Source organism: Zoogloea sp. GDB6 (assembly GCF_056724105.1).
This window is the reverse complement of the sequence record NZ_CM161497.1, coordinates 2231530-2250034: the sequence shown is the minus strand read 5'-3', so window position 1 is coordinate 2250034 and position 18505 is coordinate 2231530. Positions and strand designations below refer to the sequence as shown.

The 18505-nt window shown below is 63.4% G+C and carries 10 protein-coding genes; 6 read left to right on the top strand and 4 right to left on the bottom strand.

The window, feature by feature from the left end; all coding sequences use genetic code 11:
• Window positions 1-7 precede the first annotated feature (7 nt).
• Both AC1PQG_RS10190 and chrA read left to right on the top strand, forming a co-directional pair.
• Window positions 8-247, top strand: coding sequence for a hypothetical protein (locus AC1PQG_RS10190; protein ID WP_481122451.1), 240 nt, complete (start codon window positions 8-10; stop codon window positions 245-247).
• The gene (gene chrA / locus AC1PQG_RS10185; protein ID WP_481122450.1) at window positions 244-1605 is read left to right on the top strand and encodes a chromate efflux transporter; all 1362 of its coding nucleotides are present in this window, start codon (window positions 244-246) and stop codon (window positions 1603-1605) included. The genes AC1PQG_RS10190 and chrA overlap by 4 nt, the downstream gene beginning before the upstream one ends.
• Window positions 1606-1774: 169 nt before the next feature.
• Here chrA and katG read toward each other — a convergent pair whose 3' ends face one another.
• Together katG and AC1PQG_RS10175 are read right to left on the bottom strand one after the other, a co-directional pair.
• The gene (katG, locus tag AC1PQG_RS10180) at window positions 1775-3970 is read right to left on the bottom strand and encodes a catalase/peroxidase HPI (RefSeq protein WP_481122449.1); all 2196 of its coding nucleotides are present in this window, start codon (window positions 3968-3970) and stop codon (window positions 1775-1777) included.
• A 172-nt stretch (window positions 3971-4142) separates the two neighbouring features.
• Entirely contained in the window at window positions 4143-5258 is a 1116-nt protein-coding gene (locus tag AC1PQG_RS10175) for an HD domain-containing phosphohydrolase (RefSeq protein ID WP_481122448.1), read from the bottom strand.
• 487 nt (window positions 5259-5745) lie between these two features.
• Here AC1PQG_RS10175 and AC1PQG_RS10170 point away from each other — a divergent pair, with 487 nt between their 5' ends.
• The 4 genes from AC1PQG_RS10170 to AC1PQG_RS10155 all read left to right on the top strand — a co-directional run bounded on the left by AC1PQG_RS10170 (window position 5746) and on the right by AC1PQG_RS10155 (window position 13286).
• Entirely contained in the window at window positions 5746-6873 is a 1128-nt protein-coding gene (locus AC1PQG_RS10170) for a response regulator (RefSeq protein WP_481122447.1), read from the top strand.
• Window positions 6874-7312: 439 nt separating this feature from the next.
• Window positions 7313-11101, top strand: coding sequence for a response regulator (locus tag AC1PQG_RS10165; protein ID WP_481122446.1), 3789 nt, complete (start codon window positions 7313-7315; stop codon window positions 11099-11101).
• Complete coding sequence (locus tag AC1PQG_RS10160; RefSeq protein WP_481122445.1) at window positions 11101-12105, top strand: response regulator; 1005 nt, start codon at window positions 11101-11103, stop codon at window positions 12103-12105. The genes AC1PQG_RS10165 and AC1PQG_RS10160 overlap by 1 nt, the downstream gene beginning before the upstream one ends.
• On the top strand, window positions 12102-13286 hold the full coding sequence (locus AC1PQG_RS10155) for a response regulator (protein WP_481122444.1): 1185 nt from the start codon (window positions 12102-12104) through the stop codon (window positions 13284-13286). The genes AC1PQG_RS10160 and AC1PQG_RS10155 overlap by 4 nt, the downstream gene beginning before the upstream one ends.
• Before the next feature lie 43 nt (window positions 13287-13329).
• On the opposite strand, the gene AC1PQG_RS10150 is transcribed toward AC1PQG_RS10155, so the two are convergent.
• Window positions 13330-14700 (bottom strand): porin, encoded by a 1371-nt coding sequence (locus AC1PQG_RS10150; protein ID WP_481122443.1) that lies wholly within the window; start codon window positions 14698-14700, stop codon window positions 13330-13332.
• Between the two features lie 117 nt (window positions 14701-14817).
• On the bottom strand, window positions 14818-18354 hold the full coding sequence (locus tag AC1PQG_RS10145; protein WP_481122442.1) for an indolepyruvate ferredoxin oxidoreductase family protein: 3537 nt from the start codon (window positions 18352-18354) through the stop codon (window positions 14818-14820).
• Window positions 18355-18505 lie beyond the last annotated feature (151 nt).

Below are 18505 nucleotides of genomic sequence, written 5' to 3'. Positions count from 1 at the left end.
ACCGGGCTTGAATTGTGGCACGCCAGTCAGGCTGCTTCGTTACGCGCAACTCAAGAACAAATTTGTAGATTTATCTCCCAAAGCGTGGAGTACATTCACGACCATCTGGATTGCACTCATCACCAACCTGCCCATGGAGAACACCACCGTTCGCGACAACATCCGCGATGACGGTCAGCTCCTGGAGCTCGCTAGCCACATCTTTGACGCTGTCATGGCCTCCTTCGAGAAAGATCCGAAACCATGAACACCCCCCTGGCAGCCAAACCCGCATCCTTCGACGGCGCCCCCATCGAAGTCAGCTTCTGGCAGGCCTTCCTGTTCTGGCTGAAGCTCGGCTTCATCAGCTTCGGCGGCCCCGCGGGGCAGATTGCCATCATGCACCAGGAGCTGGTGGAGCGCCGGCGCTGGATTTCGGAACGGCGCTTCCTGCATGCGCTCAATTACTGCATGGTGCTCCCCGGCCCGGAAGCGCAGCAGTTGGCCACCTACATCGGCTGGCTGCTGCACCGAACCTGGGGCGGCGTCGTGGCCGGCGGGCTGTTCGTGCTGCCGTCCCTGTTCATCCTAATCGGCCTGTCGTGGGTCTATGTCGCGTACGGCGATGTGCCGCTGATCGCCGGCCTGTTCTACGGCATCAAACCGGCGGTCACCGCCATCGTCATGCACGCGGCGCACCGCATCGGCTCCCGCGCACTCAAGAACAAAGTGCTGTGGTCGATTGCCGCCGCTTCGTTCGCGGCCATCTTCGCGCTCAACGTGCCGTTCCCAGCCATCGTGGCCGCGGCGGCAGTACTCGGCTACTTTGGCGGCCGAATCGCGCCGGACAAGTTCACGGCCGGCGGCGCGCACGGCAAGACCGACAAATCCTTCGGCCGGGCACTCATCGACGACGACACGCCGACGCCCGAACATGCACGCTTCAGCTGGAAGAAGCTGACGAACGTCGCCATGGCGGGCGGCCTGTTGTGGCTGCTGCCGATGGGCCTTCTCACCGCCGCTTACGGCTGGAGCCATACGCTGACGCAGATGGGCTGGTTCTTCACCAAGGCCGCCATGCTGACCTTCGGTGGTGCCTACGCCGTACTGCCCTACGTGTATCAGGGCGCCGTCGGCCACTACGGCTGGCTGACGCCGACGCAGATGATCGACGGCCTCGCCCTCGGTGAAACGACGCCGGGGCCGCTGATCATGGTCGTCACTTTCGTCGGTTTCGTCGGCGGCTACGTGAAGGCGGTGTTCGGTCCGGGCAGCCTGTTCCTGGCCGGCGCCGTGGCCGCCACGCTGGTCACCTGGTTCACCTTCCTGCCGTCCTTCGTGTTCATCCTGATGGGCGGCCCCTTCATCGAGACGACCCACAACGACCTTAAATTCACGGCGCCGCTGACGGCGATCACTGCCGCGGTGGTGGGCGTCATCCTCAATCTGGCGCTGTTCTTCGGCTACCACGTACTGTGGCCAAAGGGCTTCGGGGGCACCTTCGAGTGGATGTCGGCACTCATCGCCCTCGGGGCCGCCATCGCCCTGTTCCGCTTCAAGGCCAACGTGATTCATGTCATTGCGGGGTGCGCGCTCGTCGGCCTCCTACTGAAGACGCTGCAGTGATCGGCTGGCCGCCGTTGCCGAACGGTGACGCCCTGTTTGCAGCCGGAGGGCTTGGCGCCCCGCGGGTGGCGTGCGGGAAGATGCCTTCAAGCCGGCAATTCCCCACACGCTCCACCCAGCATCAGGATGGAAGCCATCTCCCGGCCTTGGAGCCTGGGTGGCACGGCGCTCAAGCGAGATCGAAACGATCCAGGTTCATCACCTTGTCCCAGGCCGCCACGAAGTCACGCACGAACTTGCCCTGCGCATCACTCTGGGCATACACCTCGGCCAAGGCGCGCAGCTGCGAGTTGGAACCAAAGACGAGGTCGACACGCGTGCCGGTCCATTTGACCTCCCCGCTCTTGCGGTCACGCCCCTCGAAAATATCGGCGGCGTCGGACGTCGGCTTCCACTCGGTCCCCATATCCACCAGATTGACGAAAAAGTCGTTCGTCAGTTGCCCTGCCCGTGCGGTGAACACACCGTGCTTCGATCCGCCCACATTGCCCCCCAGCACGCGCAGGCCACCGACCAGCACGGTCATTTCCGGCGCGCTGAGCTTCAGCAACTGGGCCTTGTCCACCAGCAGGGTTTCAGCCGGCACGCGGAAGGCCTGCTTCTGGTAGTTGCGGAAACCGTCGGCCTGGGGCTCCAGCACGGCGAAGGATTCCGCGTCGGTCTGTTCCGCCAGCGCGTCGCCGCGGCCCGGCGTGAATGGCACTTCGATGGAATGTCCGGCGGCCTTGGCGGCGCTCTCGACGGCCGCACAACCACCCAGCACGATCAGGTCGGCGAGGGACACCTTCTTGCCGCCGCCCTGCGCACTGTTGAAGCCCTGCTGGATCTCTCCCAGCGTTGCCAGCACCTTGGCCAGCTTCGCCGGCTCGTTGGCCTCCCAATCCTTCTGCGGGGCCAGACGGATGCGGGCGCCGTTGGCTCCACCGCGCTTGTCGGAGCCCCGGAAGGTGGACGCGGAAGCCCAGGCCGTCGACACGAGCTCGGAAATGGACAAGCCCGATGCGAGTATCTTCGCCTTCAGCGCGGCGATATCGGCCGCATCGACGAGCGGGTGATCGACCGCCGGGATCGGGTCCTGCCAGATCAGGTCTTCGGCCGGCACTTCCGGGCCGAGATAGCGCACCTTCGGCCCCATATCACGGTGCGTGAGCTTGAACCAAGCGCGTGCAAAGGCTTCGGCAAAAGCCTGCGGGTCCTTGTGGTAGCGGCGGGCAATCGGCTCGTAGATCGGGTCGAAGCGCAAGGACAGGTCGGCGGTGGTCATCATCGGCCGGTGCTTGATGGACGGGTCGTGGGCGTCCGGGATCAGATCCTCATCCTTGACGTCCTTGGCCAGCCATTGCGAGGCACCCGCCGGGCTCTTGACGAGCTCCCACTCATAGCCGAACAGCGTATCGAAATAGCCGTTGTCCCAGGTGGTGGGATTGGGCTTCCAGGCGCCCTCGATGCCGCTGGTGGTCGTGTCGATGCCCTTGCCGCTGCCAAGGCTGTTCTTCCATCCAAGGCCCATCTGTTCGAGCGGAGCGCCTTCCGGCTCAGGCCCGACGAGTTTCGGGTCACCAGCGCCATGGGCCTTGCCGAAAGTGTGGCCGCCGGCCACCAGCGCAACGGTTTCCTCGTCGTTCATGGCCATGCGGGCGAAGGTCTCGCGTACGTCGCGGCCGGAGCCGACCGGGTCCGGATTGCCGTTGGGGCCTTCCGGGTTCACGTAGATGAGGCCCATCTGGACCGCAGCCAGCGGGTTGGCGAGATCGCGCTCGCCACTGTAGCGCTTGTCACCCAGCCATTCGGTCTCCGGCCCCCAATAGATGTCTTCCTCCGGCTGCCAGATATCGACGCGGCCTCCACCGAAGCCGAAGGTCTTGAAGCCCATGGACTCCAGCGCCACGTTGCCGGCCAGGATGATCAGGTCAGCCCACGACAGCGCGTTGCCGTACTTCTGCTTGACCGGCCACAGCAGGCGGCGGGCCTTGTCCAGGTTGCCGTTGTCGGGCCAGCTATTGACCGGCGCGAAGCGCTGGTTGCCGGTACCGCCGCCGCCCCGCCCGTCGGCGGTTCGGTAGGTGCCGGCGCTGTGCCAGGCCATGCGGATGAACAGGCCGCCGTAATGGCCCCAGTCCGCCGGCCACCAGTCCTGCGAGTCGGTCATCAGCGCAGTCAGATCCTGCTTGACCGCCTTCAGGTCGAGCTTGCCGAAGGCTTCGGCATAGTTGAAGCCCGGATCCATCGGGTTCGAGGCCGGGGCATGCTGGTGCAGGATCCCCAGGTTGAGTTGCTTCGGCCACCAGTCCCGGTTGGAGCGCACGCCGGCCGTCGCCGGAGCGCCGTGCATGCCGGAAAACGGGCACTTTTGTTGTTCGCTCATGGTCGTCTCCTCCTCGTCTAAACACACCAAGGACTTGCGGAACGAGAAACAAGTTCCACCTGATGGACAGCTTAGCAGCGGCCCATGGAGATACCATTTGCTTTGCCTTATCCCGGTGATATGCGGCGCCTATCCTCACCGTGACAGCCGCTGAAGCCTGCTCTGCGGTGCCTCAGCAGTACGCCGCACCGGCTTCGGGTCGGATGCCCTCGCCTTCGGGGTCGCCGTACAGGCGCTGGATATCATCGATGCTCGACAGGCAGGCCAGGAAACTACGCACCACGTCGGGATCGAAGTGGGTGCCGCTGCTGGCCACGATGTGGCCGATGGCCTCTTCCTTGGACCAGGCCTGCTTGTAAGGACGCTTCGAGATCAGGGCGTCGTAAACGTCGCAGATTGCCGCAATGCGCCCCTCGAGCGGAATCTCACTGCCGCGCAGGCCAACGGGATAGCCCGATCCGTCCCACTTCTCATGATGTGTGAGTGCGATCCGCCGCGCCATCCCGATCACCTCGGCGGGATGTTCGGGGATGATGTCACCACCGATCTCCGGGTGCTGGCGCATCACGTTCATCTCGTCGGAAGTCAGCCGACCCGGCTTCAGCAGGATGCTGTCGGGGACGCCGATCTTGCCCACGTCGTGCAGCGGACTCGCCACGCGCAGCATCTCGGCCCAACGTTCATCCTTGCCGTAGGACAGCGCAACGGCCTCGCACATCCGGCTCATACGGACGATGTGCTCGCCTGTTTCGTTATCCCGATACTCCCCCGCACGGGCGAGGCTCATGTTCAATTGGTGAGCCATTTCCTCCACGTGGGAGAGCATGGTGTCGTAATAGACATAAGTGGCAAGCCCCATGTCCATGAACACCACATTGGTCACCGCGTTCATGTAACGCAGGCGTGTCTCGCGGCTATCGGGAATCGCTGCCTGCACAATGCAGGTCAGTTCATTGAGCACGATGGCGTAAGCGCCCATGTAGAGCCGCAGATCCACACCGAGCTGATGATGGGTGCGACCGATGCGCCGGGCAGCGGATAAATAATCGTCGTCGAAATTACCGGCGAAGACATGCTTTAGCCAGTGATCCTTCTGGCTGCGCCGCGCCCTGACGAGTGTCTCCTCATTGCCGAAAGCCCGCGCCGACACGCTGCTGGCTTTCAGCCTCGCGTACAGCACATCCAGGATTTGATCGATACTGGCCTCGATAAGCGGGAGAAATTCCTTGAGGGTATCCAACACATCCCCGTCGATCGACAGGAATTCGCACCACTGATCCAACTTCATTTGCATCGATCAAGCCCAAGCAGACCCGGTTATCAAAAAAAGCGAAAAAATGAAAATTTTTATATTGTCAGGGACAGATTCTAATCGCCGTCAGAACACCGGTCGGTTGATAAAAATCAACCGGCGCGGCCCCCAAATCCACTACCGAGCCCCATCCCGTTAAATAATTCTCGCTGTACCTTTCTCTCCAGCGAAATGCATCAAGCCGGAAGATCCGCACCAGACAATGTTCGCGGGCTTGTCATTATGACGAGAAATACTCCCTGGCGACGCCCGGCATGCAGAAAGATCCACCTATTATGAATACGCTCACCCAATAGCCATGGATGCGGCTTCCCCAACAGCAGATCAGCAAGCACCGAAATGCACGAACCACGGCCCGTCCAGGCGGATCTCCATGCTAATCTCGCACCGGCTGAAGTAAGGTAAGCGCATGCTCGCGCCCCGACCGAAAACCACATCAAGGCGTGAGAGGCCAGGAATTACCATGGGTGAAAAGGTTCGTATTGCGATCGTCGATGACAATTCTCCGCAACGCTTCATTCTGAGCAAACTGTTGGGCAATGACTATGCGGTCGAGACCTTCGAAAACGGCGATGCCTTTCTCGCCAGCACTGACGCTTTCGCGGTCGTGCTGCTCGACATCGGCATGCCCGGCCTGGATGGCTACGACACCTGCAGGGCGTTGCGCAAACGGCCCGGCGGCGACGCAACGACCGTCATCTTCGTATCCGCCCACGACACCGCGGACGACCGGATTGCAGCCTACGAGGCGGGCGGCGACGATTACATACTGAAGCCGGTTGCGGCCCATGAGTTGCGCCACAAGCTGCACAGCATCGCCGCCCACCGGACAGCGATCCATGCCCTCACCCGCCAATCGAGCACCGCCCAGGTCCTGGTCCAGAAAGCCTTCAGCCGGGTCGGGGATCTGAGCACGGTAGTGGACGCCCTGCGCAAGCTCGCAACCCTGGGCAGCCATGAAGCCATTGCCGAGTTGTTCATCGGTATTCTCGGGGCTTGGGATCTGAACGGCGCGGTACGGGTGATCAGCCACGACGGCCCGCTGGATCGCACGACCGATGGCCCACTGTCACCGCTGGCTGCCTCCGTACTCGCCACCCGGCGCGACTCGGAACACCTCTTCGAGTTCGGTAGCCGTGCGCTCGTCACCTACCCGCACATCGCTATCCTGATTCATAACCTGCCGACCGACGAGCCTGAACGACGATCAAGCCTGCGCGAGCATCTATCGACGCTGACGGAATGCGCCGATCTGCGCCTGCATGACATCGAGGCCCTGAATGGTCAGCCCATCGAGGCCAACGATGGACTCCCCCAACTGGCCGAATTCGGCCGGATATTGGCGCAGATCGCGGAGCAAAGTCGCGACAATCTGTCCCAAGGGCAGCACCTGCTTGTCGAACCACTGGAAAATCTCGAACGCGCGCTGGACAGCATGAGCCTGACGGACATCCAGCGGACCTATCTGGACGATTTGTTCCGGGCTGCCCAGGATGATTTTCATCGATATTTCGATCGGGCCACCGACATTGACCTGGAATTCCGGGAAGTCGTGGGGCGCCTGCTGAAGCAGGCAGCCAACAGGCGCTGACCAGCACCTCGAAGGCCGCACGCCCGGCGGAAGAAAATCGCAGCGGGCATGGCGTCGTACTCCTGACTGCAGCCGCCAAAATACAGGAAGAACATCCTCCCGTGACACCCGGCAGGGAAACCCTTATCCCGTATCGGGTATATTCATCGTGCTCCGGGCCTGCAGGGACAAGCCGGGCTCGCCCGTGCATTCCCAGCAAGGCATATCCCGAATTGTGTCCCATTGCACTACCTCCCAGCATTCACCGGGAATACTATTGGCAGAAAGAAAAAGCCGGTCGATTTTTCTCGGATGAATCCAGGAGTCCAGAATCAGTTCCATTTATTTCATTTCGAAAGACCCCGAAAGCATTGGTGAAATAGACAGGCGCTATCTTCTCATCCAGTTCCTGTCCATTTTTCTGCCGGTAGCGCTGATCGTCATCGGGGGCGCCTGGCTGTTGGGACGTTCTTCGGAGCAGGCCGCGGTCACGCCGATCCTTGCGCACGAACAAGAGCATGTATCGGCAGCCCGTCGTCGCCTGGAGGAAGACCTCGCCTTTCCCCTAGACCATATCCGCAGTCTGGTGACGGAGCCCCCGATCCGCAATGCCTACCTGTCCCCGTCCAGGGAGACGCTCGCGGCAATGCAGGAGGCTTTCATCACGCTACTGTCGCGCAACCCGGGCTACAGCTCGGTTCGCTGGATTGACCAGGATGGCCAGGAGCGGGTTCGCGTCGACTGGAACGGCGTCGACGGAAGACCCCTGCCGCGTACCCAACTCCAGAACAAGCGCGACCGCTACTTCTTCAAGGACATCATGGGGATGCGGGACAACCTGGCCTACATCTCCCCCCTCGATCTGTTGATGGAAGGCACTCACATCGTCGAGCCCTACACGCCGACGCTCAGGGTCGGGCAGCGCGTGTTCGACGAGCACGGCAAGGTCCGTGGCTTCCTGCTGATCAATCTTGCCGCACGCAATAACATCGAGACGTTCATCAAGAGCGCTGCACCGCTCGCCTCCCGCTTGCAGTTGCTCAATGAAGACGGCTATTGGCTGCGAAGCACCGATCCGACAGAGGAATGGGGGTTCATGCTGAAGCGCCCCCACACCTTCGGTACTCGCTATCCCGAGGCCTGGCGGGCCGTCACGGCTACAGACAAAGGGCAGCAACGGATCGCGGACGATATCTGGACGTGGTCCACCATCGCGTTGTCGAAAAGCTATGAGGGCCGCGTCGAAACCCGCAATATCTGGACAGTGATCAGCCGCCTGCCGGAGGAGAGCCTCGCTGAGGTGCGCTGGAACGTCTGGTCGCACATCTCGGTCGGCACACTCCTCCTCCTGACCCTGTTTGCAGTCGGATGTCGCAGACTGGTCATCTCGAACGCTCAGCGTAACGCGTTTCACAACGCCGAGCAGATCGCCCGTGAGGAAGCCCGGGCCACCCAACTACTCTATCAGGCTCAGCAGAACTTCCAGGTCGTCTTCGAAGCCAACTCCAACGGCCTCGCGGTGGTGGATGCGAACGGCAGGATCGTCATGGCCAACCGGGAGTTGAGCCGGATATTCGGCTATGCCCATGAGGAGTTGATCGGGCACCCTCTCAATCTCCTGCTACCGGATGAAAGCCGTGACGTGCATACGTCCTTTCTTGCCGCCTATTTCCGCCAACCGTTCAACCGCAAGATGGGCAAGGGCGATGCCCTTTACGGCAAGCGCAAGAATGCCAGCCTGTTTCCGATTGAAGTCGGTCTGAGCCACTTCCGCGACAACAACCAGGATTTCGCACTGGCCAATGTGGCCGACTTCACAGAACGCAACCGCGCGGACGAACTCGAGAAATTCCGCGGCAGCGCACTGCAGCTCATTGTCGAGGGGGCGCCCTTGGAGCAGATCCTCAATACCATCGTACACGGCATCGAAAAAATAGACCCGACTGCCCTGTGCAGCATCCTGCTGATCGGCCCAGGCGGTGGACAGCGCCTGCACACCGCGGCCTCCAGTCTGCCCACCTTCTACATGAAGGCCATCGACGGACTCCCCATAGCCCCGGGCGAAGGAGCCTGCGGCACAGCAGCCCACACCGGCGAGCGGGTGATCGTCGAGGACGTCCAGACCCACCCCTACTGGACGAAGTATCGGGACGTCGCAGCGCAGGCCGGGCTCGCCTCATGCTGGTCCGAACCCATAAGGGATTCAAGCCAGCACGTGCTGGGGACCTTTGCCATCTACCACCGCACGCCATGCATCCCAACCCATAACGACATCCAGCTTGTCTGCCATGTGTCGACGCTGGTCTCCCTAGCCATCGAGCGCAAGTATGCCGAGGTCACGCTGGCCGACTACCGGGACCACCTGGAGAATCTGGTAGAGGAACGTTCGCGCACCATCAAGAAACTCAACAAGCAGCTCGAAAGACGGGTCGAGGAAGCCGAGGACGCCAACCGGGCGAAAAGCACCTTCCTCGCCAACATGTCCCACGAGATTCGCACCCCGCTGAATGTGATCATCGGCTTCTCCCAACTGCTCAAGAAGCCCATGGCGGGAACTAAACACGCAATCCGGCTCGACGAGATCGTCTCCGCGGGACATCACCTGCTGGCGATCATCAATGACATCCTCGACCTGTCCAAGATCGATGCTGAGCAGATACACCTGCAGAATCTGCCATTCCGCGTTCCGACGGTTATTGATAGCGCCTACAGCATGCTCACCATTCAGGCGGAGGAAAAAGGCCTCAAGCTGCGCCGGGAAATTGACGATCGCCTTAACGACACGGTCGTCATCGGCGACGCCATTAGACTCGGGCAGATCCTCATCAATTTCATCAACAACGCAGTCAAGTTCAGCGACCGGGGAAATATCGTCATTCGTGCCCGGCTTGGAGCGCTTCACGATGGCGTGGTTGAAGTAAGTTTCGAGGTGGAGGACGAGGGTATCGGCATTTCCGATGAACAGCAGACCCGCCTCTTCCAGGCCTTCAGCCAGGCAGACACATCCACATCACGAAAATATGGTGGAACCGGACTGGGGCTGGTCATCTCACGCAAACTCGCCATGCTGATGGGGGGGGACGCTGGTGTACGCAGCCAGCCTGGGGTAGGCAGCACGTTCTGGTTTAAGGTCCGGCTATCCCTCGGAACCCCGGACATGTTGCGCCAGACTTCCGGGCCGGAGACGGACGACGCGCCAATACGCACCAACGCCCGGGTTCTCCTCGTGGAAGACAACGAACTCAACCAGGATGTGGCACAGGAAATCCTCGCCGAGTCCGGACTCACTGCGGACATTGCCAACCATGGAGCGGAAGCGCTTGAAATGGTCCGACTCAAGACCTACGACCTCATCCTGATGGACATGCAAATGCCTGTCATGGACGGGCTGGAGGCCACCCGGCGTATCCGGGCTCTGCCGGGTTGCGAGACCATCCCGATCATCGCGATGACGGCCAACGCCTTCGAAGAAGACCGCAATCGCTGCAGGGACGCCGGCATGAGCGACTTCGTATCCAAACCTGTCGAACCCCCCTCACTTTACCGAACCCTGCTCCATTGGCTGGGCACAGACACAACCATGTCCCCTTCTCTAGACGCATCACGCACTGCAACACCCCCCCCCCCTGAGCCCCCGGCCCCGCCCACAGCAACCGACAAGCCATCGGCGGCCCAGGGACTGGCCGTCATTGCTGTCGAGCGTGGCGTCTTGATGTGGGGAAGCACGGAAAAACACCACCGCTTCCTGCAGAAATTCGTCGACCAGTTCGGCGACTTTGCAACGCGACTGGACGCGGCGGCGAGCGACGCCGACCGAGCCGCCCTCGTGCATAAGCTCCGGGGGGCCGCAGCCAACATCGGCCTGGAATGGCTGGCGGATACAGCCCGCACCCTCGAACTGCAGCTCAAGCAGGAGCAGGACTGCAGCGCCGCCCTCGAAGCGTTCAGGCTGGCACTGTCCGCCACCCTGGCGCACATCGCCGCCACGGTAACCGGCGATGAAGCCGTGCCGAGTCATCCACAGCCAACGCCTGCAGTCCTGCAGCCCCTCTTCGAACAAATACGCGTGGCGCTGCAGAAGGACACGCCGGACGATGTGGAACCCCTCCTCGCGCAACTCAGGTCTCAAGTCCCCGAGGAGCCATTGAAGACACTGACCGACACTGTGTCCCGCTACGACTTCCGCGGCGCCGAACGCGCACTTTCCGCACTGGCCCAAGCTTGCGGCCTAATCGACGGAGGCCGGTGATGGCAGTCGGCCCGATCCTCGTCGTCGACGACGAACCCCTGAACCTGGATGCCATTCGCGAGGCCCTCAAGGCCAGCTATCGGCTGGTGTTTGCCACCAGCGGCAGCGACGCCCTTGCTGCCACGCGGCGGCACAAGCCGTCCCTGATCCTGCTCGACATCCAGATGCCTGGCATGGACGGCTACGAGGTCTGCCGGCAGCTGAAGGCCGATCCGCGTACCGCCGCGATCCCGGTCGTCTTCGTGACCAGCCTGTCGGAAACCCCGGACGAGACCTACGGCTTCCAGGTCGGCGCGGTGGACTACATCACCAAGCCCATCCACCCGGCGATCGTCCAGGCGCGTGTCGCAAACCAGCTCAACCTGGTGCGAGCCTCCGAACTCGAGCAGAGCCACCGGGACGCCATCAGCATGCTCGGCGAAGCCGGGCACTTCAACGATACCGACACCGGCCTGCACATCTGGCGGATGGCGGCCTACGCTCGCGCCATCGCCGCAGCCGCGGGCTGGAGCGATGAGGCCTGCGCGCTGCTGGAACTGGCCGCCCCAATGCACGACACCGGCAAGATCGGCATCCCCGGAACTGTACTGCGCAAACCCGGCAAACTCGATGCGGAGGAATGGGTCGTCATGCGCACCCACACCACCATCGGTCACGAGATCCTCAGCAAGAGCAAGGCGCCGGTTTTCCAGCTGGCGGCCGAGCTTGCTCTACGCCACCACGAGAAATGGGATGGTAGCGGCTACCCGGACGGCCTCTCCGGCAGCGCCATTCCCGAATCGGCGCGCATCGTCGCGCTGGCGGACGTTTTCGATGCGCTGACGATGAAACGGCCATACAAGGATGCCTGGCCCTTGGAACGCGTGATAACGTTCGTCGAAGAAAACTCGGGAACCCATTTCGAGCCACGTCTGATAGAGATATTTACCGCAATCCTCCCGCAGCTTCTGCAAATCAAGGAGACCTGGGACGCACGGGAGAACGCCACGGAAACGCAAACATGAGTGAGGACCTGTTTGACACCGACAGCACGCCCCGGGCGCGAGTGATGATCGTCGACGACGACGAAATTTCCGCCAGCCTGCTCGAGAGCCTGCTGGAGGACGAATTCGAGACCTGTACCCTTCCATCAGGTGAAGCCTGCCTCGACCATGTGATCCGCTTCAGCCCCGATGTGGTGCTACTGGACATCCAGATGGACGGCATCGACGGCTACGAGACCTGCCGCCGCCTGCACACACTGGAAGAGTGGTCATCACCCACCGATCAGCCGGTGGTCATCTTCTTCTCCGGTCACGACACCCTGGAAGAGCGTCTCAAGGCCTACGAATCGGGTGGCGACGACTTCATCGCCAAGCCGCCGGCACCGGAGGAAGTATTGAGCAAGGTCCGCGCACTGGTCACGCTGGTGGCCGAGCGCAAGCGCGTGCAGTCCGAAAAAGATTCCATGCAGAAGATGGCCATGTCCTTTCTCACCAATCTGGGGGAGAGCGGCGTGGCGCTGCAGTTCCTGCGCAGCGGCCTGGCCTGCACGGATATGGCCGATCTGGCGCGCCTGACGATTGCCGCCCTGCGCGACTACGACCTGGATGCCAACGTGCAACTCGGCGCCCCTGGCCGGACCAAGACTTTCGTCCCGTCAGGGACCGCGACACCGCTGGAGGAATCGGTGTTCGAGCAGGTTCGCAAGATGGAACGCATCTTCCAGTTCCGCCGCAAGATCGTCATCAACTATCCCCATGTCTCCATCCTCGTCAATAACTTCCCGATTGAGGACGAAGAGCGCTGCGGGCGTCTGCGCGATCACCTGGCAATCATTGCCGAGGGCTGTGAGGCGAGCATGCTGGCGCTGCTACGCGATACCGAGATACGAACCCGGACGGCCCTGCTGCAGGACACTGCAGCCGGCGTGGAACACGCCATCGTCACCCTGCGCGAGCAGTACCGGGCCTTGCAGGCGGAAACCCGCCTGAGCCTGCATGACCTCAACCAGTTCTTCGCCAAGGAACTGATGTATCTCGGCCTGTCGGACGTCCAGGAAGAGCAGATGCTGGCCATGCTGTCCCGTGGGATCGAACAGACGATGACGGCCTTCGACAAGGGGCTGGATTTCGACTCCCAGTTGGGCGGTCTGCTGGCCAACATCCGCGGAGGCGGTCCCGCCTCGGACCCGTCCCGCGTTTGAAACTGGGCCCTGCGGACGATTCGTCCGCAGGGCTTGGCCCACCTTAGAACACGTGGTTCACGCCGAGCATGTAGCCGCTCGGATCGTAGCCCGGCTTGGCCACCGTGCCGACCAGGTTGCCGCCGTCAGTGAGGCTATAGGTACCGTTGGTCTTGTTGAGCACCTTGCCCCAGGTACCGTACAGCGTGGTCGAATCCTGCAGCTTGTAGGCGTAGCCCAGGCCCAGCAGATTGGCATCCCGGTTCTTGATCGACTTGTCGTCGAGCTGGCTGTAGCTCACCAGCGCCTTGCCGCGCCACAGCGGGATGCCGGCGCTGACGCTCCAGCCGTCAGCCTTGGACAGGGTGCCCGTGACGTTCTCGTAGTTGCCGCCGCTGATGCGGCCAGCCACATAGTTTCCGTACAGGGTCGCAAAACCCAGGTTGTAGCTGCCGCCGACCTGCCAGCCGCGGCGCTTGGCGAGGCCGGTTTCCTGCGGGCCGGTCGCCGGGGCGACGTAGCTGGCGTTGTCCACGTTCCACGCCGTCGCCGTGGCGTTGAGCGGGCCGGCGCTGTAGTACAGCGCCAAATCGCCGCCGCGGCCAGCCTTGTCGGTGGTGACGGTCGTTGAACCGGCCGCCACCGGGGTGACCATGTTCACGTTGTTCTCGCTGCCGCTGCTCAGGGTGAGCTGGCCGGAGAAGCCGGCGACCTTGGGCGAGGCGTAGACGAGGGAGTTGTTGAGGCGCGTCGGCATGCCGCCGATCACCGGCAGCAGGCCGGCGGAGGAACCGAAGAAACCGGCCCCCATCGCTGCCGACATCACCGACGAAGTGTAGGAACCGGCGTACTGGCGACCGGCCGTGACGGTACCGAAGCGGGTCGCGAGGCCCGCGTAGATCTGCCGCGAGAAGATCTGGCTGCCGTTGCTGGTCTGGCCGCCGCTGGAGACGGCCGTGTTGTTGATGCCCGGGGTGATCGCGCCGGTACCGACCGAGCCGGTATCAAACAGGATGCCGGCTTCCATCAGGTAGACGGCCTTGATCTCGTCACCCAGTTCCTTCTCCCCCTTGAAGCCGATCCGCGACGAGGACATGCCGCCGGAGCCGATGGTGGACTTCTGGCCGTAGCCGCTGTTGACGGTGGAGGCGCTGACGTCGGCGACACCATAGATCGTCAGCGTGCCGGACGGGCCGGTCGGCACGCCCATCTGCAGGCCGGCACCGCGGGCCGGGCCGCCGGTCTGGATCTCGGTCTTCTTCTGTTCTTCCTGGTTCTTCATGAGCTGCTGGATCAGCTGGCGCTGTTCGGCCAGCTCGCGCTTGAGCGCATCGATCTCGGTCTCGGCGAAGGCCGGTGCAGCGGCGCTGCCGAAGGCGGCCAGCAAGAGCAGGCTCAGCGGGCGACGGAGGGTGGCGGGCTTGTTGTTCTGCATGGTCAGTCTCTTCCTTGGTCCGGTGGTTAGCCGGGATGGGTTGGCCCCTCTGTGGGGGCTGTATGTCGGGCTGGTGGCGGCGAGCCCCCAGCCCGGTGTTGCTCGGTGGCGCGTGGCTCAGGCCCGCATCTGCAGCGGCTGGACGTTGCGGAAAGCCTCCAGGCGCTCGGCCAGCAGGGCCTTGGCGGCGGCTACGTTCTTCTCCTTCACGTGGCCGTAGCCGCGGATCTCGTCGGGCACGCTGGCCAGGTCCACCGCCGCGGCGTGATTGGCGGCGTCGAGCCGGGCGAGGATGTCGTCGAGCAGCACGATGTAGTCCTCGATGGCCTGGCGTTCCTCACGGCGCTCTTCGCTCTTGCCGAAAACATCCAGGCTGCCGCCACGCAGGGTCTTGAAGCGGGACAACAGGCGGAACGCCTTCTGCACCCACGGTCCATAAACCTTCTTCTGCAGCTCGCCGGTCTTCGGGTCGCGGTCGGCCAGCAGCGGCGGCGCCAGGTGGTACTTCAGCGTGTAGCCGTGCTTGAACTGGGCATCGAGCTGGGCCAGGAAGGCCGGATCGCTGTGCAGGCGGGCCACCTCGTACTCGTCCTTGTAGGCCATCAGCTTGTAGAGGTAGCGGGCGGCCGCCTCGGCGAGCGCGGTCTGGCCGGGGACGAGGCGGGATTCGGCGCCGTGCACCTTCTTCACCACCTCGGCGTAGCGCTTGGCGTAGGCCTCGTCCTGGTAGGCGATCAGCTCGGGGATGCGCACTTCGAGCAGGCGCTTGAGCTCGCCCTGGGCGCCCACCGTGTCGAGGATCGCGCGGGCCGCCGGCGTCAGGGTCGGCACAGCGCGCAGGGCGATCACCGGCGCATTGCCGCGGGCCACTTCGGCCTCGACAAAGGCCCGATCCACCACCGCCATGCGGCCCCACTTGAAGGCGGCCAGGCTCATCTCCACGCCGACGCCGGACTGGCGGATGGCGGTTTCGATGGACTCGGCGGCCAGCGGCAGCGTGCCGGCCTGGTAGGCCACGCCGACCATGAACAGGTTGGTTGCCATGCTGTCGCCGAACAGCCCCTCGGCCAGCGCCTGGCCGTCGAGGAAGACGTTGTCGGCCTTGCGGGTAACGCGGTTGAGGCCGGCGGTCAGCCCGGTCACCGCCGGGAAATGCACGTGGCGGTCAGACACCATGTGGCCAGTCGGCGTCTCGGTGGTGGACACGATGGCGATGGTGCGTTCCGGGTGGCACTTGTCCAGGTTCTTCGGGTCCGTCGCGTTGAGGATGTCGAAGCCCAGGTAGAGGTCGGCACTACCGTCGGAAATCTTGTTGGCGCCGACAAAGGGCTGCGCGCTGATCTTGATGTCCGAGATCACCGCCCCGCCCTTCTGGGCCAGGCCGGTCTGGTCGAGGCCGACCACATGCTTGCCTTCCATCCGAGCGGCGTTGGCGAGGGTCGCCACGACGGTCACCGAGCCGGTGCCGCCGATGCCCATCACGTGCACGCCGAAGTCGCCCTTGATCTTGAACTCGGGCTGCGGGATGTCCCGCTCCAGGGCCGGGATGCGGCCCTTCTTCTTTTTCTTCGGCGCGTCGCCGGCAGCCGGCTCGGGGTTCGGCGTGACCGTCACGAAGGACGGGCAGAAGCCCTTCACGCAGGAGAAATCCTTGTTGCAGGACGACTGGTGGATGCGCGTCTTGCGGCCAAATTCGGTCTCGACCGGCTCCACGCTCATGCAGTTGGATTTCTCGCCGCAATCGCCGCAGCCTTCGCAGACGCGCTCGTTGATGACGGTCACTTCCACCGGTTCGGCGGCCTTGCCACGGCTGCGGGCGCGGCGCAGCTCGGCGGCGCATTCCTGGTCGTGCAGCAGCACGGTGGTGCCCGGCGTGGCGGCCAGCTCGCGCTGGGCCTCGTCGAGGCGGTCGCGGTGCCACACTTCGGTGTGGCCCGCCAACTGGATGCCAGAGTAGTCGGACAGGTCGTCGGTGGTCACGATGACGCGGCGCACGCCGTTGGCGAGCAGGTCGGAGACCATCGCCGCCACCGGGTGGGCGCCCATGATGTCCTGGCCGCCGGTCATCGAGGTGTGCGCATTGACCAGCAGCTTGAAGGTGATGTTGGCGCCGGTGGAGGCCGCGTAGCGCACCGCCAGGCTGCCCGAGTGAGCGTAGGTACCGTCGCCCATGTTCTGGAAGATGTGCTGGGTGTCGGTGAAGGGCGCCATGCCGATCCACTGGGCGCCTTCGCCGCCCATATGGGTGCCCATCACCACGTTGCGGTCCATCCACATGGCCATCGTGTGGCAGCCGATGCCGGCCGACACGATGCTGCCTTCCGGCGCCACCGTCGAACTGTTGTGCGGGCAGCCGGAGCAGTACCAGGCGGTACGGTTCATGGTCGGCAGCTTGTTGCGCGCGTGGATGTCGTCGAGGCGCTTGATCCAGGCTTCCGCCGATTCGATGCGGGCCTTGCGCGACAGGCGCTTGAGCAGCGCGCGGGCGATCACGTCGGACTCGAACTCGCCGTAGTGCGGCAGCAGCTCCTGGCCCTCGTCGTCGAACTTGCCGACGATGCGCGGCGCGTTGGCGCGGCCGTAGAGCACCTCCTTGGCGAACATTTCCAGGAAGGGACGCTTCTCCTCGATGACGAAGATCTCTTCCAGCCCCTCGGCGAACTCGCGCACGATGGTCGGCTCCATCGGGAACAGCATGCCCATTTTGAGGATGCGGATGCCGTAGCGGCGCAGCGCCTCGTCATCCAGCCCCATCTCGAGGAAGGCCTGGCGCACGTCGTTGTAGGTCTTGCCGGCGGTGACGATGCCGAGCCAGGCGTCCTTGTTGTCGAAGACGATGTTGTTGAGCTTGTTGGCGCGGGCGTAGCGGCGCGCCACTTCGAGGCGCCGGGTGTACAGGGACTGCTCCATCTCCAGCGCCTCGACGCGCACGTTCATCCCCAGGTTCATGTTGGGGAAGAAGGGCTTGCCGTCGAAGCTGAGGTCGGGCGTCACGAAGTCGAGGCGCGCCGGGTCCACGTTGGCCGTGCCGCTGCCGTCCGCCACGTTGGTGACGATCTTCATGCCGATCCACAGGCCGGACAGGCGCGACATGTTGTAGCCGTGCAGGCCCAGGTCGAGGATCTCCTGCACATTGCCGGGGAACAGGGACGGGATGCCCACGTGGTAAAGCATCGGCTCCGACTGGCTGCACAGGGACGAGCTCTTGCAACTCGGGTCGTCGCCGGCAATCGCCAGCACGCCGCCGTTCTTGCCGATGCCCGTGTAGTTGGCGTGCTTCAGCGCGTCGCCGCTGCGGTCCACACCGGGCGCCTTGCCGTACCACATGCCGGTCACGCCATCGAACTTGGGCTTGCCGACGGTGTGCATCATCTGCGTGCCCCACACGGCGGTGGCGGCCAGGTCCTCGTTGAGGCCGTCGACGAAGTGGATGTGGTTTTCGAGGAGCAGCTTCTGCTGCTTGATCAGCGCGGCGTCGAGCATGCCGACCGGCGAACCCCGGTAGCCCGAGATGAACATGCCGGTCTTGAGGCCACGGCGGGCGTCGGTGCGCACCTGGTCCAGGCTGAGGCGCACCAGCGCGTCGATGCCGCCCAGGTTGATGCTGCCCTGCTCCTGCGTGAAGATATTCGAAAGGTCTTGCTTGGATGACATGAAAAAGTCCTCTTCCGGTCGCCCCGCCCTGCTCCTTCCATTTCTTCAGGCCGAACGGGAGCCGGCCTCGCTCGCGGGGAGCGTCGCCAGGCACCGGCACGGGCCGGAAATCAGGAGCGGAGAGTCAGCGGCGGGAATTCACGCCCGGCGG